Below are 24,006 nucleotides of genomic sequence, written 5' to 3' on the forward strand. Positions count from 1 at the left end.
GGCTGTACGAATGGCTGTACTCGGACCCGAGATCAACCGGGGAAAGTGCTGGTGGAGCCCAGGGGACTCGAACCCCTAACCCCTGCCTTGCAAAGGCAGTGCTCTGCCAGTTGAGCTAGGGCCCCGTGACGGTGCTCAGCGCAGGTCGGGTGCCGTGGTCGCCTCGTGCCACAGGGCGCGCTCGTCGTTCGAGGCCTTGACCTTCTTGGCCACGACGGCGGCCACACCGACGATGCCGGCCAGGATCAGGAGCTTCTTGAACATGTTGCTTGACCCCTCGCGCTCGACTGCCGTCGGACGATGTGCGGTGGGGCTAGCTGGAATCGAACCAGCGACCTCAGAGTTATCAGCTCTGCGCTCTAACCGACTGAGCTATAGCCCCGCGTAGCGACGAGCTAGGTTAACCCATCGCCTCCACCGCGCCCAAATCGGGGTCCGCGGCGGAAGCACCCGCGCCATCTCGAACCTACCCGGACGCACGACGCCGGGGCGACCGCTTTACGCGGTGCCCCGGCGTCGGCCGATCAGTCCCGCTCGGCGAGCGTCAGCTCGATGCCGCCGACCAGGTCGGCGCAGACGTTGTAGACGAACGCGCTGAGCGTGGCCAGCGCGGTGAACAGCACGACGTTCACCAGGCCGATCAGCGCCGACGTCAGGATCACGCCCTTGGCGGTGATCCGGAAGCCGCCGCCACCCTGGCCGCCCCCGGCGTTCACCAGGTCGGTCAGGCTGTCGTTGACGCTCTTGAACACACCCATCGCGTCCAGCGCCAGGTAGAGCACCGACGTCGCCACGACGACCACGATGAAGAGAACCACGGACACCGCGAAGGCGAACTTCATCACCGACCACGGGTCGATCCGCTTCAGGTTCAGCCGGGCCCGTCGCGGTCCGCGCGACGCGGCCGAGCCGACCGAGGTACGCGCGGCGCGTACCGCCTCACCCACGCGCGCGGCGCCGACGGCTGCCGCGCCGCTGATGCCCGGCGGCAGGCCGCCGCCGTTTGCGGGCCGGTTCTGGGCGTTCCCGGCGCCGGCCGGACGCGAGCCGTCCGGTGACGTCTTCGGGGCGGTGCCCAGGCCGGCGCCGATCCGGGGCTGCGTGCCGGTCGTGCCCGTGGAGGCCCGGCCGGACGCCGACGGCATCTTGATCGCCTGGGTGTTCGTGGCGTTCGCGGAATTGGCGGCCGGAGCGGCCAGACCGTCGGCCGACGTCGGCGCGTCGACCTTGGTCTCGGTCGAGTCCCGGGAACCGGAGTCCTCGCCCGGCTTGTCCGGAGGCGGGGTCATGCCGGGAGCCCGGGTGAACTTCGGGGCAGGCGCGTCGGCGGGAACCGTGGCCCGGCCCACGGCCGCGCGGCCGGTCGCTGGTGTGCCGCCCTGCGCGGCCTCCTCCTCGACCGGATTGGCCGAGGTCCCCTTGTTCCCCGACTTCGCCTGTGTCTCCGTCATCAACTAGTCCTGTTCGTCAGGCTCGTCGGCATTGCGAGCAATCGCCACGATAGTCACGCCGTCCGGGAGGTCCATCAGCTTGACCCCCATTGTGTTCCGGTCACGCGTACGGCGTACAGGCTTCACCGGAGTCCGAATGACGCCGCCGTTGCTCGTGATGGCGAACAGCTCGTCCTCCGGATCGATCACGACCGCGCCGACCAGGCCACCGCGTCGCTCGGTGATCTTCGCGGTCAGCACGCCCTTACCTCCCCGGCCCTGGACCGGGTATTCCTCGATCGGGGTACGTTTCGCGTAACCCCCGTTCGTCGCGACCAGAACGTCAAGACCCTCTCGCACCACCTCGACGGCGAGCAACTCGTCCTCGCCGCTGAAGCGCATGCCGATCACGCCGGAGGTGGCCCGGCCCATCGGACGCAGCGCGTCGTCGGTGGCGTTGAAGCGGATCGCCTGGGCGTTCTTCGACACCAGCAACAGGTCGTCCTCCGGTGCGGCCAGCACCGCACCGACCAGCTCGTCCTCATCGCGCAGGTTGATCGCGATGATGCCGCCGGAACGGTTGGAGTCGAACTCCTCGAGCCGCGTCTTCTTCACCAGGCCGTTCTTCGTGGCCAGTACCAGGTAGGGCGCCACCTGGTAGTTCGGGATTTCAATGATCTGCGCGATCTGCTCGTCGGGCTGGAACGCGAGCAGGTTGGCCACGTGCTGGCCCTTGGCCACCCTACTGGCCTCGGGAAGCTCGTAAGCCTTCGCCCGGTAGACCCGACCCTTGTTCGTGAAGAACAGGATCCAGTCGTGGGTAGAGCATACGAAGAAGTGGCTGACGATGTCGTCCTGGCGGAGCGTCGCCCCGCTGACGCCCTTCCCGCCGCGGCGCTGTGACCGGTAGAGATCGACCTTCGTCCGCTTCGCGTACCCGGTGCGCGTGATCGTCACCACCACGTCCTCGCGGGCGATGAGGTCCTCCATCGAGACCTCGCCGTCGAACGGCACGATCTTCGTGCGCCGCTCGTCGCCCCACTTCGCGACGATCTCGCCCAGCTCCTCCGAGACGATCTGCCGCTGCCGCTCCGGCTTGGCCAGGATGTCCTTGAGGTCGGCGATCTCCAGTTCGAGCTTCGCCAGGTCGTCCAGGATCCGCTGCCGCTCCAGGGCGGCGAGCCGGCGCAGCTGCATGTCCAGGATCGCGGTCGCCTGGACCTCGTCGATGTCCAGCAGCCGGATCAGGCCCTGCCGGGCGTCCTCCACAGTGGGCGAGCGACGGATCAGGGCGATCACCTCGTCCAGGGCGTCCAGCGCCTTGGACAGACCGCGCAGGATGTGCGCCCGCTCCTCGGCCTTGCGCAGCCGGAACGCGGTCCGCCGCCGGATCACCTCGATCTGGTGCTCGACGTAGTAGCGGATGAACTGGGCCAGGTTGAGCGTGCGCGGCACGCCGTCGACCAGCGCCAGCATGTTGGCGCCGAACGTCTCCTGGAGCTGGGTGTGCTTGTAGAGGTTGTTCAGCACCACCTTGGCGACCGCGTCGCGCTTGAGCACGAGCACGATCCGCATACCGGTACGCCCGGAGGACTCGTCGCGGATGTCGGCGATGCCGGCGAGCTTGCCCTCCTTAATCAGCTCGGCGATGCGCTCGGCGAGGTTGTCCGGGTTGACCTGGTAGGGCAGCTCGCTGACCACGAGCGCCGGCCGACCCCGCTTGTCCTCCTCCACCTCGACCACGGCGCGCATCCGGATCGAGCCACGCCCGGTCCGGTACGCGTCCTGGATGGCCGCCTGGCCGACGATCAGGCCGTGGGTCGGGAAGTCCGGGCCCTTGACGATCTCCAGCAGGGCTTCCAGCGTGGTGGCCTCGTCGGCCTCCGGGTGCTCCAGGCACCACTGCACGGCCGCGCCGATCTCGCGCAGGTTGTGCGGCGGGATCTTGGTGGCCATGCCGACCGCGATGCCCTCGGAACCGTTGATCAGCAGGTTCGGGATCCGCGACGGCAGGATGGTGGGCTCCTTGGCCCGGCCGTCGTAGTTGTCCTGCAGGTCGACGGTGTCCTCGTCGATGTCCCGCAGCATCTCCATCGCCAGCGGGTCGAGCTTGCACTCCGTATATCTCATGGCGGCAGCCGGATCATTGCCCGGCGAGCCGAAGTTGCCGTTGCCGTCGACGAGCGGGTAGCGCAGCGACCACGGCTGCGCCATCCGGACCAGCGCGTCGTAGATGGCCGAGTCACCGTGCGGGTGGAACTGGCCCATCACGTCGCCGACGACGCGGGAGCACTTCACGTACCCGCGGTCCGGCCGGTAGCCGGAGTCGAACATGGCGTAGAGGATCTTGCGGTGGACCGGCTTGAGCCCGTCCCGGACGTCCGGCAGGGCCCGCCCGACGATGACGCTCATCGCGTAGTCGAGGTACGAGCGCTGCATCTCGACCTCGAGGCCGACCGGCTCGATCCGGTCGTGCTGGACAACCGCGGCCAGTGCCTCCGGGGTCTCCGGCTCGTTCGGGGTGGACTCGGGAGTATCGGTCACTGTTAACCCTTATCAGACTCTTCAGTCGTGGTCTCGCTGTGGATAACGGCTGTGGAAAGCGTTCAGACTGTGGATAACTCTGTGGACTTCCGGGCCGGCCGGTGGATGTCCGGCCGGCCCGGGCGCGTCCGTCAGATGTCCAGGAACCGCACGTCCTTGGCGTTGCGCTGGATGAACGACCGGCGAGCCTCGACGTCCTCGCCCATCAGGACGCTGAACAGCTCGTCCGCCGTGGCGGCGTCGTCGAGCGTGACCCGCCGCAACGTACGCGTCCCCGGGTTCATCGTGGTCTCCCACAGCTCGGGGTAGTTCATCTCGCCGAGACCCTTGAACCGCTGGATGTCGTCCGGGCGGGCGTTTGGCTTCTTCTGCTGGCGCAGGGCGATCAGCCCGTCGCGCTCGCGGTCCGAGTACGCGTACTGGGCGTCGTCGCCCTTCTTGTTCCACTTGATCTTGTAGAGCGGCGGGGCGGCCAGGTAGACGTGGCCCAGCTCGACCAGCGGCCGCATGAAGCGGAACAGCAGGGTGAGCAGCAGCGTCTGGATGTGCTGGCCGTCCACGTCGGCGTCGGCCATCAGCACGATCTTGTGGTAGCGCAGCTTCTCGATGTCGAAGTCGTCGTGGATGCCGGTGCCGAGCGCGGTGATCAGCGCCTGCACCTCGTTGTTCTTCAGCACCCGGTCGATGCGGGCCTTCTCGACGTTGAGGATCTTGCCGCGGATCGGCAGGATCGCCTGGACGCGCGGGTCGCGGCCCTGCTTGGCCGAGCCGCCGGCCGAGTCGCCCTCGACGATGAAGACCTCGGACTCACGCGGGTCGGTGGACTGGCAGTCGGCCAGCTTGCCGGGCATCGAGCCGGACTCCAGCAGCGACTTGCGCCGGGCGAGCTTGCGCGCCTGCTGGGCGGCGATCCGGGCGCGCGCCGCCTGGGACGCCTTCTGGATGATGATCTTCGCTTCGGCCGGGTTGCGGTCGAACCAGTCGACGAGCGACTCGTTGCAGACCCGCTGCACGAAGCCCTTGACCGGGGTGTTGCCCAGCTTGGTCTTGGTCTGGCCCTCGAACTGCGGGTCGGTGAGCTTGACCGAGATGATCGCGGCCAGGCCCTCGCGGATGTCCTCACCCGAAAGGCGCTCGTCGCCCTTGAGCAGCTTCTTCTCGGCGCCGTAGCGGTTGACGACGCTGGTCAGCGCGGCCCGGAAGCCTTCCTCGTGGGTGCCGCCCTCGTGGGTGTTGATGTTGTTGGCGAAGGTGTAGACCGACTCGCCGTACGACTCGTTCCACTGCATGGCGATCTCGACCGACATGCCCGTCTCCTCGGCGCCGAACTCGACCACCGTCTTGTGGATCGGGCTCTTGGAGGCGTTGAGGTGCCGGACGAAGTCGGCGATGCCGCCCTCGTAGTGGAAGGTGACCTCGCGGGTCTTGCCGTCCTCGTCCTCCGGCACCCGCTCGTCGAGCAGGTGGATGGTGAGACCCCGGGTGAGGAAGGCCATCTCCTGGAGGCGGCGGTAGATGGTGTGGAAGTCGAAGTCGACCGTCTCGAAGACGTCCGGGTCGGGCCAGAAGGAGACGGCCGAACCGGTGCGGTCGGTCTCCTCGCCCTTCTCCAACGGCGTCGGCTTGGAGTGGTGGTATTCCTGCCGCCAGACGAAGCCGTCCTTGTGGATCTCCACGGCCATCCGGGTGGACAGCGCGTTGACCACGGAGACGCCGACGCCGTGCAGGCCGCCGGAGACGGCGTACGCCTTGCCGTCGAACTTGCCGCCCGCGTGCAGCACGGTCAGGGCGACCTCGACCCCCGGCTTCTTCAGCTTGGGGTGCAGGTCGACCGGGAAGCCACGGCCGTTGTCGGTGACCCGGACACCACCGTCGGCCAGCAGCACCACGTCGATGGTGTCGCAGTGCCCGGCCAGCGCCTCGTCCACCGCGTTGTCGACGACCTCCCACACCAGGTGGTGCAGACCGCGCTCGCCGGTGGACCCGATGTACATACCGGGCCGCTTCCGGACCGCTTCCAGGCCCTCGAGCACGGTGATGGACTCGGCACCGTACTTCTTGTTGTCCTCCGCTGCCACGCTCGGCCACTTTCTCGCACCGGCCGCGCGTGGGCGCGGAGGCGCGGGTTCGGCGGACAGGACACGACGTCGGCGCGCATGGTCCGCCCCTGGGGTCGCCAGGCTCGGATCACGTGCGCCGGGCGCCGCGGTTGCCCGCGGATCGCGATCGGCTCGGACCCGATGCGGGACTATGATCGAGGGCTCATGCGGGCCCCTGTCCGTCGCTCCGTCTCGGGTCTTTCGTCTCGCCCTCAATCTTACTGTGCGGAGCCGACCAAACCGCCACTCGGCACCCTCTCCGGGGCGGCTGAGAATGCCGTAGCCGGACGAACCGCGCCGCCCACGACTCCCCCCACACGCCAACGGGCCGTTACCGCGCCACCGGCCACCGTGAGCCGGGACGGTCTTCCGGCCGGGGTCGGCGGACACACCCGCCCGGGGGTCGCGGCCGGGCCCGGCGTGCCGTAGCTTTTGCGGCGCCGCCGTTGCGGTCTTGATCTTTTGCGCCCGGAACCGGGACGATCGTCGGAGATGGTCCGAAAACGCTTCGTGAGAGGTGACGCCAGATGGGGCTGGACAACGTCGCGGTGCACTGGCCGCGGACCGGCCGCTTCTACGACCCGGTCGCGCCGGCTGAGTTCGTGGACTTCGGCGAGATCGTGGACATGCCCCGGATCTCCGCGCCGACCGCGGCGCTCGCCGAGCTGATCGCCAAGACCGGCACGGTACGCGCGACCGCGTACACCGAGTTGGTCGACCTGATCCTCGGCCTGGAGAATGTGCTCTACGCCACGGAGAACGCGGTCGAGGACGAGGACCCGGTGATCGACCCGGACGGCTGTTCCTGGATCGCCGAGGGCGTGGAGAAGTTCGTCGCCCGGCACCGGCCGTACGGCGAGCCGGTCACGTTCGAGTCGGTGAGCGAGGTGCTGCGCGCGCTGCTCGGCGACGGCCGGCTGGCCGAGCAGCAGCTCCGCTGGCTGGACAGCCGGCTGGACCGGCTACGGGACGAGAACGGCGATCCGCCGCAGTGGAACTTCACCTGCGCCGAGCTGAGTGTGCTGGCCGCCTTCTACCGGCGCTGCGCGGAGCGGGGCTTCGCGGTCTACGCCGACGCCTGACCGCACCCGCCACAGCCGGGTGGTGTACCAATTGTGGTGCACGAACCCCGCGACGGAGAGGGCGGCCGATGAGCGACGACGAGCAGGTGGGCGACGCCTCCGGCAAGGGTGGCCGCCTGCTGGGCTGGGTCTTCCAGAACCTCGCCGGCCCCTCCCAGGTGCAGGGCGCGGTGCAGGGCGGCTCGAAGCTGGCCCGCGAGGCGTGGAAGCAGGACCTGGAACGCCGCAAGCAGTGGAGCCGCGAGCAACGCGAACTCAAGCGCGCCCGGCGGGAGGCACGGCGTTCGGGCGGTGTCGATCAGCCGTAGGTGTCGCGGGGGCCGCGCCCGCGTACCCGTCGAGGGCCGCGCGACCACGACGGCGCCGCCGGCCCGTGGATGTGCAGCTTGCGCACCACGTTGTGGCCCACCTCGCTGGCGATCTGTTTGAGCAGCGAGCCCGCCAGCAGGCGCAACTGCGTCGCCCACGCCGTCGAGCGGGCCTCAACTGTCAGCTCGCCGTCCTCCAGCTTGACCGGGCGGCTGTGCTGCGCGACCTCCGCGCCGACCACCTTCTCCCACGCGCCGAACACAGTCGCCTCGGCCGCCGGCTGCTGCCAGCCGCGCGCCTTCATCAGCTTGTCCAGCACCGCGCCGAGCGGCTGCGGGTCGCGCGGGTCCGGCCCGGGGCCCGAGTAGCCGCGCAGCCGCTTCTCGCCGTCGCCGCGGACCGCGCCGCGCCGTCGCGGGGCCGCCGCCTGCCGCCGGGCCTTCGCCGCGTCGAGCACGGCCCGCGCCAGTTCCGGCCCGCTCGCGCCCTCCGGCGGGTTCGCGGCCGGCTCACCGCCCGCCGGATTTCCCGGGGTACGCGCGTCGCGCCCCGGCCCGAGCCGCGCGGGCGGGAGCCGCACCTCGTCGTCAGACACGCCGCACCGTCCCGTCGCCCACCGTGTACCGGGTGCCGCGCAGGGTCGCCGGCACGTCGTCGTCCACAGCACAGGTGACCAGAAGCTGACTGGCGCCGCCGACCAGCTCGGCCAGCCGCTCCCGGCGGCCGGTGTCCAACTCGGCGAAGACGTCGTCGAGCACCAGCACCGGCTCGATCCCGTCGGCGCGCAGCAGGTCGTACCCGGCCAGCCGCAGCGCCAGCGCGTACGACCAGGACTCGCCGTGGCTCGCGTACCCCTTGGCGGGCAGCGGGCCGAGCGACAGCGCCAGGTCGTCGCGGTGCGGGCCGACGAGCGTGGTGCCGCGCTCGATCTCGGCGGCGCGGTTCGCGGTGAGCGCGGCGGTGAGCGCCTCCGCCAGCGCCGCGCGGTCGGCGCCGGGTTCGGGCAGCTCCACCGAAGGCCGGTACGCGATGCCCGCCGCGCCGCGGCCGGCCGCCACCGCGTCGTACGCCTTCGCCACGTGCGGGGTCAGCGCGGCGACCAGCTCCAGGCGGCCGGCGAGCAGGTCCGCGCCGTGCCGGGCCAGATGCGCGTCCCACACGGCCAGCGTCGACAGGTCGCCGCCGCGGGTTCCCCCGGTCTTGCGAGCGAGGTACGAGGTACGCAGCAGCGCGTTGCGTTGCTTGACCACGCGCTCGTAGTCGGCGCGTACCCCGGCGTAGCGGGGCTGGCGGGTGACCAGCAGGTCGTCCAGGTAGCGGCGGCGTTCGGCCGGGTCGCCTCGGACCAGTTCCAGGTCCTCCGGCGCGAACAGCACCAGGCGCAGCGCGCCGAGGACGTCCCGGGCGCGGCGGGCCGGGGACCGGCCGAGCCGGGCCCGGTTGGCCTTGCCCGGGACGATTTCCAGCTCGACCAGCAGCTCCCGGCCCTCGTGCACCACGGCGCAGCGGATCACCGCCGAGGCGGCGCCCATCCGCACCAGCGGGGCGTCGGTGGCGACCCGGTGCGAGTCCAGGGTCGCCACGTAGCCGAGCGCCTCGACCAGGTTGGTCTTGCCGACGCCGTTGGCGCCGACGAGCACGTTCGGGCCCGGCTCCAGGTCGACGCCGACCCGCTCGTAGGAGCGGAAGTCGACCAGTTCGAGCCGGCGAACGTACACAGCCTGTGGATACCGGTCAGCGCTTGTGGACGGCGTGTCCGCCGAACTGCTGGCGCAGCGCGGCGACGGCCTTCATGGCGGGCGAGTCGTCCTGCCGGGAGGCGAACCGGGCGAAGAGCGACGCGGTGATGACGTTGAGCGGCACGGCGAGCCGGACCGCCTCGTCCACGGTCCAGCGGCCCTCGCCGGTGTCCTCGGTGTAGCCGCTCAGCTCGGCCAGCTCCGGGTCCTCGTCGAGAGCCCGGTCCAGCAGGTCGAGCAGCCAGGACCGGACCACGGTGCCCTCGCGCCACGATTTGAACACGCCGGGCACATTCGTCACCAGCTCGGAGGCGGCCATCAGCTCGTAGCCCTCGGCGTAGGCGTGCATCAGGCCGTACTCGATGCCGTTGTGCACCATCTTGGCGTAGTGGCCGGCGCCGACCGGGCCGGCGTGCACGAAACCGAACTCGCCCTCGGGCTTGAGCGACTCGAAGATCGGCATGAGGCGCTCGACGTGCTCCTGCGCGCCGCCGACCATCAGCGCGTACCCGTTCTGCCGGCCCCAGACGCCGCCGGAGACGCCGACGTCGAGGTAGCCGATGCCCTGCTCGTTCAGCCGCTCGGCACGCGGTGCGTCGTCGCTGAACCGGGAGTTGCCGCCGTCGATGATGATGTCGCCCTCGCCGAGCACACCGGCGAGCTCGTCGATGGTGGCGTCGGTGACGCCGGCGGGGACCATCACCCAGATCGCGCGGGGCGACTGGAGCTTCTCGGCCAGCTCGGCCAGGCTCGCGGCGTCGCTGATCTCCGGGTTGTGGTCGTAGCCGACCACCTCGTGCCCGGCGTCGCGCAACCGCTCCCGCATGTTGCCGCCCATCCGGCCGAGTCCTACCAGGCCGAGCTGCATCTGCTCCTACCTCCGTACGTCAGGGTCGTGCTGCCTGCGATCAGCGGGACACGCGGATCGGCATGATGAGGTACCGGTACCCCGGGATGACCTCGCCATCCTCGCCGGCCGGGGAGATGACCGCGGGCTTGAACGCGTCGACGAACCGGAGCAGCGCGTGCTGCGCGCCCAGGTTGGTCAGACCGTCGATGAGGTACTGCGGGTTGAACCCGATGGTCAGCGGCTCACCGCTGAAGGTGGCGTCCATGGCCTCGCTGGCCCGGGCCTCCTCGGTGCCGCCCGCCTCGACCACCAGACCGTCGGCGCTGAAGCTGAGCAGGACCGGTGTGGTGCGCTCGGCGACCAGCGCGACGCGCTTGACCACCTCGATGAGCGAGGAGACGGCGACACGGGCCTCGGCGTTGTGGTCGGCCGGGAACAGCGACCGCACCGGCGGGTAGTTGGCGCCGTCGAGCAGCCGGCTGGTGGTCCGGCGGGTGCCGCCGGAGAAGCCGATCATGCCTTCACCGGCACCGCCGGAGGACAGCGCCATGGTGACGTGGCCGCCGAGCGGGCCGAGCGCCTTCGCGGTGTCGTGCAGCGTGCGGGCTGGCACCAGCGCGTTGAGGCTGATCTCCGGGTCGTCCGGGTTCCACTCCATCTCGCGCAGCGCGAGGCGGTAGCGGTCGGTCGCGAGCATGGCCATCGTGCCGCCGCTCAGCTCGATGCGTACGCCGGTCATCATCGGCAGCGTCTCGTCGCGGCCGGCGGCCACCGCCACCTGGGCCACGGCGGCGGCGAAGGCGGCGGCGTCCACGGTGCCGGCGCTCTCCGGCATCTCCGGCAGCGTGGGGTAGTCCTCCACCGGCATGGTGGGCAGCGTAAACCGGGCGCTGCCGCAGACCAGCTCCAGGTGGGCGCCGACGGCGGCGATGTCCACCGGCTTGGCCGGCAGGGCCTTGGTGATCTCGGCGAGCAGACGGCCGGAGACCAGGGCGGCGCCGTCCGCGTCACCCTGCACCTCGACGGTCACCTGGCTGGAGACCTCGTAGTCGAAGCCGGAGACCTGGAGGTTGCCGTCGGTCACCCGGAGCATCACCCCGGCCAGCACCGGTACGGAGGGTCGGTTGGGCAGGCTCTTGGCGGTCCACGCGACCGCCTCGGCGAGCGCGTCGCGCTCCACTCGGAACTTCATCAATGCCTCCGCGTCGACGTCAGCGACAACTCTCTCATGCCGACCGCTGCCACCCGTCCCGCCCGACCGTGCGGGTACCCATCGCACCTTAGGGCGCGCGGGCATCGGCTGTGCGCCCGACCCCGTGGATCCAGGTGCCCGGGCGACTGCCGACGGCAGTGCTTCGGCCCGATCCACAGGAAGTCCAACGGTGATGATTGGTTTTTGTTGTTTAGAAGAGATAACTCATCGTCTTCATCGCACCTGTGCAAACTGTGGAGAACCCGCGTCCGCGCAGCTCAGACACGTTATCTACAGGTGGTTTGGCTGTGGAGAACCAGGGGTAAAACTCGTGTCCCGGTCCACAGCCCTCGCCAGCCGCCGGGTTTTCCACGGCTGTCCACCGGTTGTCCACCGGTAATCCACCGGTTTTCTCCCCAGCTCTGTGGACAACCGTGGCAGCGCCGACGACCGCTATCCCCAGAACCTTCAACAGCCCGCCCACAGGCCGGCCACCGTCTGGGGACAACGTGACAGTCGTCCCCAGGCGTCCACAGGCTCGTCCCCAGGAGTTGTCCACAGTCTGTGGGTAACCGGCCGAGTGCGAAGCGTGGTTGTCCACCGCCTGTGACACAGGGGCTGTGGACAACGGGTACGAGCTGTGGACAAGCACGGGACCGATCCTCGGCCCTCCACCGGGTCGAGGGTCAACAAGTTCCGTTGTCGGCTTGCCGCCACTCGCCCGACCCGGCCCGTGGCGCCCTCCAACGACGTCGCCTCACTCACGTGAGCCGGCTCGCCGCCCCGGCTTCCGGCCGATGCTCCCGCTCCCGCTCCCGCTTATGCGCGTGCTCGCGTCGATCATGAGGTTGACGGCCTCGGGCGTCCGATTTGTCGCCGGTAGCCTCATCGTCAGCCCGTCAGCCCGTCAGCCCGTCAGCCCGTCAGCCCGTCAGCCCGTCAGCCCTGGTAGACGGGCGGACTCGCGGACCAGGGAATGGCTGGACGAGGCGGACTCACCGCGGCGCCGACTCTTGGTCGCCCCGCGCGGCCAACTACGGCTGCCCGTCTCCGACCTTGTTCCCAAGGCCCGGCTGTCGGTTCAGCTCCGGCTTCTCGCTCCGCTCCGGCTCCGCACTGGCCTTCCACTCCGGCCTGCTTCGGCTGGCTCTGCGCGATCTTGGTATGAAACGGCCGCCACAGGGGCGTAGAACTTCCAAGATCTGCGACGGAGCCCACCCTTCGCTCCGGACGAAGCGTGTCGAGCGACCAAGCGGCGCGTCGATCACGGTATTGGCGCCCCAGGCGGGACCAACCCAACCCCAGCTACGCCCCCGCGCCCGGCTTCTCCTGTTGACCAAGGAGTTTTGGTCGGAAAACACGTGCCCGGCCTACACAAACTCCTTGATCACCGCCGAAGTGGCCGGGCGGTGAGGGCGAGAGGCGAGAGGCGGGCAGGGTTAGGTGTTCTGCTTGATGCGGTTGGTCAGCTCGGCGATCTGGTTGTAGAGCGAGCGCCGCTCCGCCATCTGCTGACGGATCTTGCGGTCCGCGTGCATCACAGTGGTGTGGTCGCGGCCGCCGAACGCCTGCCCGATCCGGGGCAGCGACAGGTCGGTCAACTCGCGGCACAGGTACATGGCCACCTGACGCGCGTTGACCAGCACCCGGGAGCGGGAGTGGCCGCGCAGGTCCTCCAGGCTCACCCCGAAGTAGTCGGCCGTCGACACCATGATCTGGTCGGCGGTGATCTCCGGGCCGGCGCCGTCCGGGATGAAGTCCCGCAGCACCTCCTCGGCCAGCGACAGCTCGACCGAGGATCGGGTGAGGCTGGCGAAGGCGGTGACCCGGATCAGCGCCCCCTCCAGTTCGCGGATCGAGTTCGACACCCGGGACGCGATGAACTCCAGTACGTCCGGCGGGGCGTACAGCCGCTCCTGCGCCGCCTTCTTCTGCAGGATCGCGATCCGCGTCTCCAGGTCCGGCGGCTGGATGTCGGCGAGCAGGCCCCACTCGAACCGGGTACGCAGCCGGTCCTCCAGCGTCGCCAGTTGCTTCGGCGAGCGGTCGGACGTGATCACGATCTGCTTGTTGGCGTTGTGCAGCGTGTTGAAGGTGTGGAAGAACTCCTCCTGCGTCCGCTCCCGGTTCTCCAGGAACTGGATGTCGTCGATCAGGAGGATGTCCACGTCCCGGTAGCGGCGCTGGAACGCGCTCGTCTTGTCGTCGCGCAGCGAGTTGATGAAGTCGTTCGTGAACTCCTCGGTCGAGACGTACCGGACCGAGCGCGCGTTGCCGAGCGTCGTGGCGTAGTGCCCGATGGCGTGCAGCAGATGGGTCTTGCCCAGCCCGGAGCTGCCGTAGATGAACAGCGGGTTGTACGCCTTGGCCGGTGACTCGGCCACCGCCACGCTCGCGGCGTGCGCGAACCGGTTGGACGAGCCGATGACGAACGTCTCGAACATGTACTTCGGGTTGAGCCGGTTGCCGCCGCTCTCCGTACCGCCGGGGAGCCTGCGGTCGGCCTGGCCGCCACCCGGGCGGCGGTGGTCGGCGCCGCCCCGGCCGGGGCCGTTGTCGGTGGCGCCGTCGCGGGGCAGGCCGCGCATCGGCGCGGGGTCGGCGGCCGGGCTCTCCCGGTACCGGGGCTCGTATCCCCCGGCGTCGGGCACGTGCGGCTCGACCCGGGTGCGTTCGTCGAAGGCGCGGCGGTCGGGCGCGTTACGCACCGGTTCGCCGAACGCGGCGCCGAAAAGCGTGTCCTGCGCGTCGCGGCCGGCCGGGATCAGGTGCGGGCGGGAACCGTCGGCGGTCCGCTGGCGGGGTGCCGGCTCGTCCATCGGCTGCTCCGGCCGCGGCTCGCCGTACCCGGAATCGGAGTACCCCGGCTCGCCGTACCCGGATTCCGGGCGCCGAGACGGGAAGGGCGGGCCGGACGCCGGCGGGCCGGGCTGGTCGAAACCGGGCAGCGGGGCGGCGCCGTCGTGCTCGGGCAGCGGCTCCGGGTTGCTGCGGTAGACCGTGCCGGCCGGGCGGGCACCGGCGTCGTCGGCGACCCGTACGGTGACGGCCACCTGGATCGGCCGGCCGAGCCGCCGGCTCAACGCCTCGGTGATGGCCGGGCGGAGCCGGGACTCGATCACGTCCCGGGTGAAGGCGTCGGGCACCGAGAGCAGCGCGGTGTCCTCGACGATCGCCCGTAGCCGGGTGAGCCGGAGGTACGCCCGTTGTTGCGCGGAGATGATCTCGTCGGCGAGTTCGTCGGTGGTCGCCGTCCACACCGCGGCAAGGTCGGTCGCTCCGGTCACCGTCGTGCCACCCCCTCGCCTGCTCCTTCTCACGCCCGCCCGGACGGCTGACCGGTCGTCATCCACAAGTTATCCACAGCCTGTGTACCGACCGATTGTGGCCGCCCACCGGACGCGGGTCGGACCTGCCCCCCCTCGATCCAGGGAGGCGTTGAAGCGGGTTCACCGTGCCGAACGATTCAACAGCGTGTCCGGTCTTGCCGATCGGCGACAAACCCCGGACCCCGACGCCGACCGCAATCGCGCACGCTAACAGCGCGGACCCCACAGCATCAACCGGCGACACCCTGACGACCTTGGCAACATCAGTGAAAACCGCCCCTTCGGCCGCGGTTGCGCGCAGGTCGGACGCCCGAGTGTGACGTTTGACGGTCATTGCGCCCCTGCGTAGGCTGGAGCGGCTGCTCTCTCGCCCTCTGCTAGGGTGATTGATGCTTGCTGTCCGTGGCTGTCACCCCGCATCGCCGGGGCGCGTGTCACGGCAGCGCCGATCGGAGGTCACCGACAGGTGATCTGGACCAGCACACGACCCCGGGCGATCCGCCGCGCGGGGCGTACGACAACGGAGAGCCTGACGTGAGCAAGCGCACCTACCAGCCGAACACCCGTCGGCGCGCGAAGACCCACGGCTTCCGGCTGCGCATGCGCACCCGTGCCGGCCGCGCCATCATCTCGACCCGTCGCTCCAAGGGCCGCGCGCGCCTGTCGGCCTGACGCCGACAGGTCCGGTCCGGGGACGTGGGCAGTCGTGCTGGCCGCCGCGCAACGACTGCGGCGCAGTAGCGACTTCGCCGCAGCGGTTCGCGGTGGCCGACGAGTCGGCCGTGGCGCCGTCGTGGTCCACCTGACCATCCCCGAGCCGATCGGCACCACAGCGACACTCTCGCCGGAGCCGGCGCGGAGCAACGGTGCGGAGACCTCCGCACCCAGCCGCGCCGGCTTCGTCGTGTCCAAGGCCGTCGGCGGCGCGGTGGTCCGTAACAAGGTCCGCCGTCGCCTGCGGCACCTGGTCCGCGAGCGGCTGGCCGAGCTGCCCGCCGGCACCACCCTGGTGGTACGCGCGCTGCCCGCTTCCGCCGACACGACGTACGCCCGGCTCGGGGCCGACCTGGACGCAGCCCTCGCCGCCGCGCGGTCCCCCCGGGGACGGCGGTCGCGGTGAACGGCCCGACGACGGCGACGCCGTCCCCCACAACCGGTGCCCGCATCCTGTTGGCGCCCATCATCGCGTACCGTCGGTGGATAAGTCCGGCTCTGCCGGCCCGCTGCCGGTTCTACCCGTCGTGCAGTGCCTACGCCGTGGAGGCGGTGTCTCGGCACGGTGCGCTGCGGGGCGCCTGGCTGACGGTCCGTCGGCTGTCGCGCTGCCATCCCTTCCACCCAGGTGGACACGACCCGGTCCCCGAGCCGGGCGACCGCCGCCGTTCCGACGTGACTGGAGCCTGAGTGTTTAGTCTCGACTGGATCTACTACGCGATCTCGTGGATCCTGCTGGCCTGGCACTCGGCTTGGGACGCCATCGGAGTGCCGGTCGGAACCGTGATCGGTACGAACTGGGCCTGGATCCTCGCCATCGTGTTCCTCGTGGTGACGGTCCGGGTGATCCTGTTCCCGGTCTTCGTCAAGCAGATCAAGTCGCAGCGTGCCATGCAGGCGCTCCAGCCGAAGGTGAAGGAGCTCCAGGAGAAGCACAAGGGGGACCGGGAGACGCTCCAGAAGGAGATGATGGAGCTCTACCGGAAGGAAAAGGCCAACCCGCTCATGGGCTGCCTTCCGATGTTCCTCCAGATCCCGGTCTTCCTGGGCCTGTTCCACACGCTGCGCCGCCTCACGCCCGACAACCAGGGCAAGACGCTGTACGGCTGGACCGTCGACCAGTTCAACAGCGCCTCCAACGCGACGCTGTTCACCGCGCCGATCTCCGGCAAGTTCGGCTCCACCGCCGAGGAGCTGAGCCGGCTGGGCGCGAGCACCGGCACGGTCAAGGTGGTCGCCGGCATCCTGGTGCTGATCATGATCGCCACCACCTACCTGACCAGCCGGCAGATGATCCTCAAGACCGGGTGGGCCGAGGACCCGCAGCAGCGCATGGTGCAGCGGCTGATGCTCTACGGCATCCCGCTGTCGCTGCTGATCTCGGGCGCGATCTTCCCGATCGGTGTGATCATCTACTGGGTCACGAACAACCTCTTCACGCTCGGCCAGCAGCAGTGGGTGCTGCGGAAGTTCCCGCCGCCGGTGACCGCCAAGAGCACCAGCGCCGCCAAGGGCACCGGCGCCGGCAAGGGCCCGGGGCAGCCGGCCAAGACCGGTGGCCTGTTCGGCCGCAAGGCGGCGCAGCCGCCGGCGAAGGCTCCGGCCGCGGCGCCGAAGGTCGCCGGCCCGAAGCCGGGCGCCAAGCCGACCAACCCGAAGAAGGGCGGCAACCGGCCCGCCAAGCGACAGGGCTGAGCCCACAGGGCCACCGTCGCGACGCCGACGGTGGCCCGTTCCGGCCGCGTGCTGCCATCCGAGGAGTCGGCGCCGGGCCGGAATCGCCGCGCGGAGCGCGGACACGGGCGAAACTGGCCCGTACAGACGTGCCCGAGGGCACCCGGCGAACCTCCCGCCGGCCCCGGGAGACCAGCGGACCCCCGACGGTCCGGCCGAGCGAGTACGGAGATGAGACCCGTGACCGAGACCAGCACCCCCAGCGCCGACCAGTCCCTGGACGAGGAGACCCCCGTTACCGCTGTCACCGAGGCCGACGACACCGCGGGCGAGGCCCGGGAGAAGAAGGCCCCGGCCGAGAGCGACCTGTTCCGGCAGAGCGAGATCGCCGCCGACTACGTCGAGGGTCTGCTGGACATCCTCGACTACGACGGCGACATCGACGAGCTGGTGTCCGGTGGCCGCCCGGTCGTCGAGGTGGTCGGCGGCCGGCTGCAGAACCTGGTCGGCCAGCGCGGCGCGACCCTTGAGGCGCTTCAGGAACTGGCCCGGCTGGCCGTGTTCCGCCAGACCGGCACGCCGAGCCGGCTGCTGCTCGACGTCGGCGGCTACCGGGCCGCCCGGCGCAAGGAGCTGGCCGCCGTGGCGAAGAACGCGGTGGAGAAGGTCAAGGAGCACGGTGAGCCGGTGCGCCTGGAGCCGATGTCCGCGTTCGAGCGCAAGTGCGTGCACGACGTGGTGAACGCGATGAGCGGGGTGGAGAGCGAGTCCGAGGGCGTCGAGCCCAACCGCCGCATCATCGTCCGGCCGGTGGCGGACTGAGGTCAGTGATCTCCGACGAGACGACGGCAGGAGCCGCGACCGGCCCGGGCGGTACGCCGCCCGGGCCGTCGGCTGTGCGCCCTGACCCCACTGTCGACCCGATCTTCTCCGACGACGACGGGCCGGCCGACCCGGCGTACCCCGGTAAGGCCGCGACCGACCCCGGCGAGCCCGCCTTCTCCGGCGAGCCGGCGGTGGTGGCGGGGATCGAGCCCGCCGATCCGGCGGTGGACGTGACGCCCGCCTTCTCCGGCGAGCAGCCGGTGGAGGCCACGCCCGCCGCTCCGGTCACGGAGGCCGACCCGGTCTTCGCGGAACCGCCGGAGGAGCCGCCGTCCTTAATGGACGGTTCAGGCGCACCCGACCCGGAGCCGAGCGCGCTGCCACCCGACCCGGCGTCGGCGATGCTCCCGCCGGAACTGGCGGAGGCCGCCCGCGCGCTGTTCGGTGACCGGCTCGACCTGGCCGCCTCGTATGCCGAACTGCTCGCCACCGACGGCGTGGTCCGCGGCCTGATCGGTCCCCGCGAGACGCCCCGGCTCTGGGAACGGCACCTGCTCAACTGCGCGGTGGTGGCGGAACGGATCCCGGAGGGAGCCACAGTGATCGACGTCGGCTCCGGAGCCGGGCTGCCCGGCCTGGTGCTGGCGATCGCGCGTCCCGACCTCACCGTGACGCTTGTGGAGCCGCTGGCCCGGCGCACCGCCTTCCTGATCGAGGCGGTACAGCGTCTCGGCCTGACCCGGGACGTGCGTGTGTTCCGTGGGCGGGCCGAGGAGGCGGCGGCCGGCTCGCGTGACCGGGAACCGTTGAGCGCCGACATCGTGACGGCCCGCGCGGTGGCGCCGCTGGACCGGCTCGCCTCGTGGTGCCTGCCGCTCCTGGCGCCCGGAGGCCGGCTCGTGGCGCTCAAGGGCGCCTCGGCAGCCGACGAGATCACCGAGCACGCCGAGGCCGTGACCCGTCTCGGCGGCGGAACGCCGGAACTGCACAGGTGCGGTGCCGGCGTGATCGAACCCCCGGCGACTGTGGTCGAGGTGGTCCGGGAGCGCGTGGTCAACCCGCGCCGTCCCAAGAAGCCGAAGCGGTCCCGGGGCGGCCGCCGTCGCGGCGACCGCTGATCGGTACGCCATTCCGCACGCCCGGTCCGGTCGTTGGACCGGTGGGCGTGACGTGATCGATCACAACCCGACATGGACCCACCACGCCCGTCGGCCGTAGGCTGACCGCGCGTCGATAGCGTGGAAACGGCGGTGCCGGGCGGCACCCGAGCCCGACGGTTCCCGCCGAGCCGATGGCGCCGCGCGCGGCGCGGACGCGATTCGACGGGTGCGGACCGACCATCCGGAGCGGGTAGGGATGACAGGTGCATGACGACAGCAGGTACGACGATCCACGGTTGACCGGACCAGGAGGCCAGCCCTCCGCCGACCCCGTTTCACGTGAAACCAACTACCAGGAGTGGACGGTGAACGAGTCCGGCGAGCCGCCCTCCCCGCATCCGGTCCAGCCGTCGAAGCGACGGGAGTCACCGGTCGGCGGCGTGCGCCCGGTCTCGTCCGCGCCTGCCAACGTGCCGCCGGCCCGCGACCCGCTCGACCCGGCCGACGGCCCGGTGAACGCGCCGGCCCCGCGTCCGCCCGCAGTGCGGGCGAACGTCGCGGTACCCACCCGCTACGAACCCCAGCCGCCTGTCTCGGCCGTGCCGCACCAGGCCGCCCCCGAGGCCACCGTGGCACCGTCCGACACTCCACAGGCGGACGGGTACGGGGACCAGGTAGACGCCAGCACGTACGTTTCACGTGAAACCCCGACGCGCGAAGAGGATGATCCACCGTTGGCTATGGAGGCGATGCGCGCCGTGCAGATCCTGAATCCCAGTGGCGAGGTCACCATGCCGCGCCCCGACCGGACCCGGGTGATGTGCGTCGCCAACCAGAAGGGCGGCGTCGGTAAGACGACCACCACAGTGAACCTCGCAGTGGCGCTCGCGCTGCACGGCAACCGGGTGCTCGTGGTCGACCTTGACCCGCAGGGCAACGCCTCCACCGGTCTGAACGTGCCGCACCACACAGGCGTGCCCGACGTGTACGACTGCCTGATCGACAGCGTGCCGCTCGAAGAGGTGGCGCAGGCTGTCGAGGGCATCCCCAACCTGTGGTGCGTGCCGGCCACCATCGACCTGGCCGGTGCCGAGATCGAGCTGGTCTCGGTGGTGGCCCGGGAGTCGCGTCTGGCGCGGGCCATCGCCGCATACCCGGGGCACTTCGACTACGTCTTCATAGACTGTCCGCCGTCGCTCGGCCTGCTCACTGTCAACGCCCTCGTGGCCGCGCAGGAGGTGCTGATTCCGATCCAGTGCGAGTACTACGCGCTGGAGGGCCTCAACCAGCTGATCAACAACATCAACCTGGTACGCCAGCACCTCAACCCGCAGCTCGAGGTCTCCACGATCCTGCTCACCATGTACGACAGGCGTACGCGGCTGGCCGACGCGGTGGAGCAGGACGTCCGGAACCACTTCGGGGACAAGGTGCTCCAGGCCGTCATCCCCCGCAACGTGCGTGTCTCCGAGGCACCGAGCTACGGCCAGTCGGTGATGACCTACGATCCCGGTTCGCGGGGGGCCACGAGTTACTTCGAGGCCGCCCAGGAGATCGCGGAGCGAGGCGTCAAGGAGCCGGTGAGCCGGAATGCGTAGTGCGGAGATGTCGCTGGGAGGCATCGTATGAAGAACCGTCCCCGCGGCGGGCTGGGCCGAGGGCTCGGCGCCCTCATCCCCACCGGCCCGGTACCGGGCACCGAACCGGCTGCCGTCGAGCCGGAGCCGCCGGCCGGCGCCGCGTCTCCGTCGGCCCCGGTTGCCGGCGCGACCGCTGCCATCACCGGTGGCGTCGGAAGCGCCCCGCCTCCGCCGGCCGAGCCCGAGTCTCATCTGAGCCCGGTACCCGGCGCCCGCTTCGCGGAGATCCCGGTCGACTCGATCGTGCCGAACCCGAAGCAGCCCCGGCACGTCTTCGACGAGGAGGCACTGGAGGAGCTGAAGACCTCGATCCAGGAGGTCGGCTTCCTCCAGCCGATCGTGGTTCGCCAGCTCGACCCCGAGAAGTTCGAACTCGTGATGGGTGAGCGGCGCTGGCGTGCCGCCCAGGCGGTAGGCCGGGAGACCATCCCCGCCATCGTCCGGGACACCAAGGACGACGCGATGCTCCGCGACGCGCTGCTGGAGAACATCCACCGCGCGAACCTCAACCCGCTCGAAGAGGCGGCGGCGTACCAGCAACTGCTGGAGGAGTTCGGCGCCACGCACGAGGAACTGGCCCGGCGGATCGGCCGTAGCCGCCCGCAGATCTCCAACACCATCCGGCTGATGAACCTGCCGCCCGCCGTGCAGCGCCGGGTCGCCGCTGGCGTTCTCTCCGCCGGCCACGCCCGGGCCTTGCTCAGCCTGGACAACGCGGAGGCACAGGAGGCGCTGGCGGAGCGGATCGTCCGCGAGGGCATCACCGTACGCGGCGCCGAGGAACTCGTGCACCTGGCGCTCGCCGAGGAACCGGCGAAGTCGGCCGCGGCCAAGCGCCGGCCGAAGCCGCACGCCCCAGCCCTTACCGATCTGGCGGACCGGCTCTCCGACCGGTTCGACACCCGGGTGAAGGTCGACATCGGCCGCAGCAAGGGCAAGATCACGATAGAGTTCGCCACCGTTGACGACCTGGAGCGGATCGTCGGGATCATCGGCATGGGCGAGGAGGGGCAGCCCGAGGCGTAGCCCGACTTCTCCGACTGTTGATCCGGCCGCACCGCCCGACGAGGCGGTGCGGCCGGATCTGTTACGGGGCCTGCTTGCTCTGCTGGCCGAGGCGTCGAAGTTTGGGCTCTCGCCAGCCCGTGAGCGGTCGCCGAGTCTCCCGCCCCTGCCGCCGTTTCACGTGAAACGGGGAGCCGTGGTCGAGCGATGCTTCGGTCGCCAGCCCTGAGTTCTGGCGACTGGCGACTGGCGACTGGCGTCAGGCGATGGCGGCGGCGGGGGCGTCAGGCGGCAGCTGGCAGCTGGCAAGCGTCAGGTGTCAGATGTCAGGCGGGCGGACGATTTGGCCTCTAGGCAAAGGCGAAGTACCGAGCGAGGAGCGGCCAGTCCAGCGGCGGAGATCGGCGGGCCAGAGCCTGAGGGGCGGAGCGTCCGTGGCGCGTCGAACGATGGGGCGCGGCGAGCGGAGCCCTGAAGCATGAGCCACGAGAGCGCCAGATCATGAAGTACGAGGCTTGAAGGGCGAGCCTTGAGGCGCGAACCGTGGCCGTGGACTCCTCAACCGGAGTGCCCGGCCCTGGCGTGAGAAGGTCCGACGGCTGTAGTCCGGATCAGTGCGCTCGCGTGGGGCAGCCCGATCTCACACATGCCGCCCTCGTACGAGCGACGCTCGACAGGCCGTGGCGAGCCGGACCACCGGGAGCGTGGCGGCGAAAACGAGCCCACCGGCATCCTGGTGAACCGACACCGCCGGCCTGGCCGCCCCATGCGCCGGTGCCACCCGGTGGACGGAGGGCGGACACTTCGGGGTTCGGCCCAGGAGAGCCGAGGCCGCAAGGCCGGTCCGCGCCGGTGCGGATCCGGCGGCGCGTCGCCGCCTTCGCCATGCGCGGACGTACATCAGAGCAGTGTCCGACGGTCCGAGCGATCGAGCCGGCGTGGATGAGACGGCTGAAGATTCGGCACCGGGTCGTCGCGCTGCCGAAACGACATCCGGCCCGAGGCTCATCCGCTCAGGGCAGTGGCTGACGAGGGCGAGCCGTTTCACGTGAAACAGCAGCCGCGTCGGCTTCGGTGAGGCCGGCCAACGATGACACGCGGGCTGGCGGCATGGCTGCAAGCCGTATCAGCCCAAGCCTCCATCCCGCCGACGCCGATGTGGCCCCGGTCGACGAGTGACCGTCTCGGCCGCTTCAGGAGCCGCCTCGCGATAGCTCGGTAGCCCGGCCCTCGACGAGAAGGAAGCAGCCCGGGCACGGCCGAGTCTGGGACAGCCGACAGCCGACAGCCGCCGAGCAAGAGGCGAATCACGGCCACCGCGCGTTTCACGTGAAACGAACACGAGGAGCCACCGCGACCCGGTGCGGATCCGTCGCCGGATCGTTTGAAGAACGGGCCCGGAGTCATCCCCGGTTATCCACAGCCGTTGTCCACAGGCCCGCTTCGTTTCACGTGAAACGAAGCGATGAAACCCTTGCTGAGCAGTGCATGACGCGCTGTGCTGGTGATCTCGGCAGCCTGTGGACAACGCGGTGGACAACCTGTGTGCGGCCAGCGGAACGGGTAGGGACAGGCGTCGCCAACTCGGTTAGGGTCAGCGTCGTGCCGGACACCCCTCCCTCAGTTCCCGACTTCACCCAGTGGCCGTCGTTCCCCTTCGAGGGCGATCTCCGCGTCAAGCAGCTCGACGAGCCCGTACCGTTCGAACCTCCCCGCCGTGGCGAGGCGGACCGGGAGTGCACCGCCTGCAACGCGCCCGACGAGGCGTACATCTGGGTCGGTGAGCGGTGGCGCGTACGCGCCATGGACCGGCCCACCGGCCTGCCGATGGTCCTGATCCTGGAGTCCCGCTCCCACCTGGATCTGGGCGACCTGCCGAATTTGCTCGCCGCCGAGCTGGGCGTGATGACCGTGCGCCTGGAGCGGGCCGTGCGCTCGCTCGACGGGGTGGCCCGGGTTCACGTGAACCGGTGGGGCGACGGGTCGGCGCACCTGCACCTGTGGTTCCTGGCCCGGCCGTACGGGCGACTGCAACTGCGGGGCACGTTCCTGTCGCTGTGGGACTCGATCCTGCCGCCGATCTCCGAGGAGCAGTGGCGGGAGAACCTGGCGATGGTGGCCGCGTGGCTCGCCGAGTTCGGTGGCCGTCCGTTGGCCGAGCCGCCGCGCATCCATTGGCAGGCACCGTCGACTCTCTCCCCGACCTCCCCAGCCAACACTCCTGAGGAGCCCGAGGAGGAGACCGTGTCGGTGATCGAGGCAGCGGACGAGATTCCGGAGTCCGACGCGGCAGCGGACCTCTCAGACCCCTCGGCGGGCCCGTCGGAGCCCGACCCGGAGTCGCAGGACGGTCCGGAGCCGGACGCCGCCCAGGATGCCAAGCCGAACACCGCCCCGGACGGCGAAGACGCGGACGACCGGGAGAACACGCCGGACGACCGGCCGGGCCGGGCGCGTACCCCGGAGAGCTGAGC

At 70.4% G+C, this 24,006-nt stretch carries 20 protein-coding genes and 2 tRNA genes; 11 read left to right on the forward strand and 11 right to left on the reverse strand.

Going from position 1 to position 24,006, the window contains the following annotated elements:
* Positions 1 to 49 precede the first annotated feature (49 nt).
* The 6 genes from ACGFIA_RS27890 to gyrB all read right to left on the reverse strand — a co-directional run bounded on the left by ACGFIA_RS27890 (position 50) and on the right by gyrB (position 6,052).
* Positions 50 to 125 (reverse strand) — tRNA-Ala (locus tag ACGFIA_RS27890).
* A 10-nt stretch (positions 126 to 135) separates the two neighbouring features.
* On the reverse strand, positions 136 to 264 hold the full coding sequence (locus tag ACGFIA_RS27895; RefSeq protein WP_013283222.1) for a DLW-39 family protein: 129 nt from the start codon (positions 262 to 264) through the stop codon (positions 136 to 138).
* A 44-nt stretch (positions 265 to 308) separates the two neighbouring features.
* A tRNA-Ile gene (locus ACGFIA_RS27900) sits at positions 309 to 382 on the reverse strand.
* A gap of 142 nt (positions 383 to 524) precedes the next feature.
* Complete coding sequence (locus tag ACGFIA_RS27905; protein ID WP_357382174.1) at positions 525 to 1,451, reverse strand: DUF3566 domain-containing protein; 927 nt, start codon at positions 1,449 to 1,451, stop codon at positions 525 to 527.
* Positions 1,452 to 1,454: 3 nt separating this feature from the next.
* A complete protein-coding gene (gyrA, locus tag ACGFIA_RS27910) occupies positions 1,455 to 3,974 on the reverse strand; it encodes a DNA gyrase subunit A (RefSeq protein ID WP_357382172.1) in 2,520 nt (839 codons plus the stop codon).
* Positions 3,975 to 4,105: 131 nt separating this feature from the next.
* A complete protein-coding gene (gyrB, locus tag ACGFIA_RS27915) occupies positions 4,106 to 6,052 on the reverse strand; it encodes a DNA topoisomerase (ATP-hydrolyzing) subunit B (RefSeq protein ID WP_357478246.1) in 1,947 nt (648 codons plus the stop codon).
* 548 nt (positions 6,053 to 6,600) lie between these two features.
* Between gyrB and ACGFIA_RS27920 the strand changes: the two genes are divergently transcribed.
* Together ACGFIA_RS27920 and ACGFIA_RS27925 are read left to right on the forward strand one after the other, a co-directional pair.
* Positions 6,601 to 7,155, forward strand: coding sequence for a hypothetical protein (locus tag ACGFIA_RS27920; RefSeq protein ID WP_120572509.1), 555 nt, complete (start codon positions 6,601 to 6,603; stop codon positions 7,153 to 7,155).
* Positions 7,156 to 7,223: 68 nt separating this feature from the next.
* A complete protein-coding gene (locus ACGFIA_RS27925) occupies positions 7,224 to 7,463 on the forward strand; it encodes a hypothetical protein (RefSeq protein WP_357382168.1) in 240 nt (79 codons plus the stop codon).
* Here the strand turns inward: ACGFIA_RS27925 and ACGFIA_RS27930 are convergent.
* From ACGFIA_RS27930 to dnaA, 5 genes are all read right to left on the reverse strand, one after another.
* Positions 7,454 to 8,059 carry a DciA family protein gene (locus ACGFIA_RS27930; protein WP_357382166.1) on the reverse strand — a complete coding sequence of 202 codons (606 nt, stop codon included), beginning with the start codon at positions 8,057 to 8,059 and terminating at the stop codon, positions 7,454 to 7,456. The genes ACGFIA_RS27925 and ACGFIA_RS27930 overlap by 10 nt on opposite strands.
* On the reverse strand, positions 8,052 to 9,182 hold the full coding sequence (gene recF, locus ACGFIA_RS27935) for a DNA replication/repair protein RecF (RefSeq protein ID WP_357382164.1): 1,131 nt from the start codon (positions 9,180 to 9,182) through the stop codon (positions 8,052 to 8,054). Before recF ends, ACGFIA_RS27930 begins: the two co-directional genes overlap by 8 nt.
* 16 nt (positions 9,183 to 9,198) lie before the next feature.
* Positions 9,199 to 10,071 carry a phosphogluconate dehydrogenase (NAD(+)-dependent, decarboxylating) gene (gene gnd / locus ACGFIA_RS27940; RefSeq protein WP_357382162.1) on the reverse strand — a complete coding sequence of 291 codons (873 nt, stop codon included), beginning with the start codon at positions 10,069 to 10,071 and terminating at the stop codon, positions 9,199 to 9,201.
* Positions 10,072 to 10,111: 40 nt separating this feature from the next.
* Positions 10,112 to 11,245 (reverse strand): DNA polymerase III subunit beta, encoded by a 1,134-nt coding sequence (gene dnaN / locus ACGFIA_RS27945; protein WP_357382160.1) that lies wholly within the window; start codon positions 11,243 to 11,245, stop codon positions 10,112 to 10,114.
* A 1,439-nt stretch (positions 11,246 to 12,684) separates the two neighbouring features.
* Positions 12,685 to 14,532 carry a chromosomal replication initiator protein DnaA gene (gene dnaA, locus ACGFIA_RS27950; RefSeq protein ID WP_357382158.1) on the reverse strand — a complete coding sequence of 616 codons (1,848 nt, stop codon included), beginning with the start codon at positions 14,530 to 14,532 and terminating at the stop codon, positions 12,685 to 12,687.
* Between the two features lie 576 nt (positions 14,533 to 15,108).
* On the opposite strand from dnaA, the gene rpmH reads away from it, so the two are divergent.
* The 9 genes from rpmH to ACGFIA_RS27995 all read left to right on the forward strand — a co-directional run bounded on the left by rpmH (position 15,109) and on the right by ACGFIA_RS27995 (position 24,004).
* Positions 15,109 to 15,246, forward strand: coding sequence for a 50S ribosomal protein L34 (gene rpmH / locus ACGFIA_RS27955; protein ID WP_091100492.1), 138 nt, complete (start codon positions 15,109 to 15,111; stop codon positions 15,244 to 15,246).
* Between the two features lie 34 nt (positions 15,247 to 15,280).
* A complete protein-coding gene (gene rnpA, locus ACGFIA_RS27960; RefSeq protein ID WP_357382155.1) occupies positions 15,281 to 15,694 on the forward strand; it encodes a ribonuclease P protein component in 414 nt (137 codons plus the stop codon).
* Positions 15,695 to 15,738: 44 nt separating this feature from the next.
* Complete coding sequence (yidD, locus tag ACGFIA_RS27965) at positions 15,739 to 15,978, forward strand: membrane protein insertion efficiency factor YidD (RefSeq protein WP_013477538.1); 240 nt, start codon at positions 15,739 to 15,741, stop codon at positions 15,976 to 15,978.
* Positions 15,979 to 16,983 (forward strand): membrane protein insertase YidC, encoded by a 1,005-nt coding sequence (gene yidC / locus ACGFIA_RS27970; protein ID WP_357382153.1) that lies wholly within the window; start codon positions 15,979 to 15,981, stop codon positions 16,981 to 16,983.
* A gap of 210 nt (positions 16,984 to 17,193) precedes the next feature.
* Positions 17,194 to 17,784 (forward strand): R3H domain-containing nucleic acid-binding protein, encoded by a 591-nt coding sequence (locus tag ACGFIA_RS27975; protein WP_357382151.1) that lies wholly within the window; start codon positions 17,194 to 17,196, stop codon positions 17,782 to 17,784.
* Positions 17,785 to 18,125: 341 nt separating this feature from the next.
* Positions 18,126 to 18,905 (forward strand): 16S rRNA (guanine(527)-N(7))-methyltransferase RsmG, encoded by a 780-nt coding sequence (gene rsmG / locus ACGFIA_RS27980; RefSeq protein ID WP_393262930.1) that lies wholly within the window; start codon positions 18,126 to 18,128, stop codon positions 18,903 to 18,905.
* A 245-nt stretch (positions 18,906 to 19,150) separates the two neighbouring features.
* A complete protein-coding gene (locus tag ACGFIA_RS27985; protein ID WP_393262914.1) occupies positions 19,151 to 20,485 on the forward strand; it encodes an AAA family ATPase in 1,335 nt (444 codons plus the stop codon).
* Between the two features lie 27 nt (positions 20,486 to 20,512).
* Entirely contained in the window at positions 20,513 to 21,553 is a 1,041-nt protein-coding gene (locus tag ACGFIA_RS27990) for a ParB/RepB/Spo0J family partition protein (protein ID WP_357382149.1), read from the forward strand.
* A gap of 1,581 nt (positions 21,554 to 23,134) precedes the next feature.
* On the forward strand, positions 23,135 to 24,004 hold the full coding sequence (locus ACGFIA_RS27995; protein WP_357382147.1) for a hypothetical protein: 870 nt from the start codon (positions 23,135 to 23,137) through the stop codon (positions 24,002 to 24,004).
* Positions 24,005 to 24,006 lie beyond the last annotated feature (2 nt).

The organism is Micromonospora sp. NPDC049203, assembly GCF_043197215.1.
GTDB lineage: Bacteria > Actinomycetota > Actinomycetes > Mycobacteriales > Micromonosporaceae > Micromonospora.

Bases quoted from the DNA above. Each gene is read 5' to 3' on its own strand.
- ACGFIA_RS27895 (WP_013283222.1), bottom strand. From the start codon at position 264: ATGTTCAAGAAGCTCCTGATCCTGGCCGGCATCGTCGGTGTGGCCGCC.
- ACGFIA_RS27905 (WP_357382174.1), bottom strand. From the start codon at position 1,451: ATGACGGAGACACAGGCGAAGTCGGGGAACAAGGGGACCTCGGCCAAT.
- ACGFIA_RS27920 (WP_120572509.1), top strand. From the start codon at position 6,601: ATGGGGCTGGACAACGTCGCGGTGCACTGGCCGCGGACCGGCCGCTTC.
- ACGFIA_RS27925 (WP_357382168.1), top strand. From the start codon at position 7,224: ATGAGCGACGACGAGCAGGTGGGCGACGCCTCCGGCAAGGGTGGCCGC.
- gnd (WP_357382162.1), bottom strand. From the start codon at position 10,071: ATGCAGCTCGGCCTGGTAGGACTCGGCCGGATGGGCGGCAACATGCGG.
- dnaN (WP_357382160.1), bottom strand. From the start codon at position 11,245: ATGAAGTTCCGAGTGGAGCGCGACGCGCTCGCCGAGGCGGTCGCGTGG.
- ACGFIA_RS27975 (WP_357382151.1), top strand. From the start codon at position 17,194: ATGAGACCCGTGACCGAGACCAGCACCCCCAGCGCCGACCAGTCCCTG.
- rsmG (WP_393262930.1), top strand. From the start codon at position 18,126: ATGGACGGTTCAGGCGCACCCGACCCGGAGCCGAGCGCGCTGCCACCC.
- ACGFIA_RS27990 (WP_357382149.1), top strand. From the start codon at position 20,513: ATGAAGAACCGTCCCCGCGGCGGGCTGGGCCGAGGGCTCGGCGCCCTC.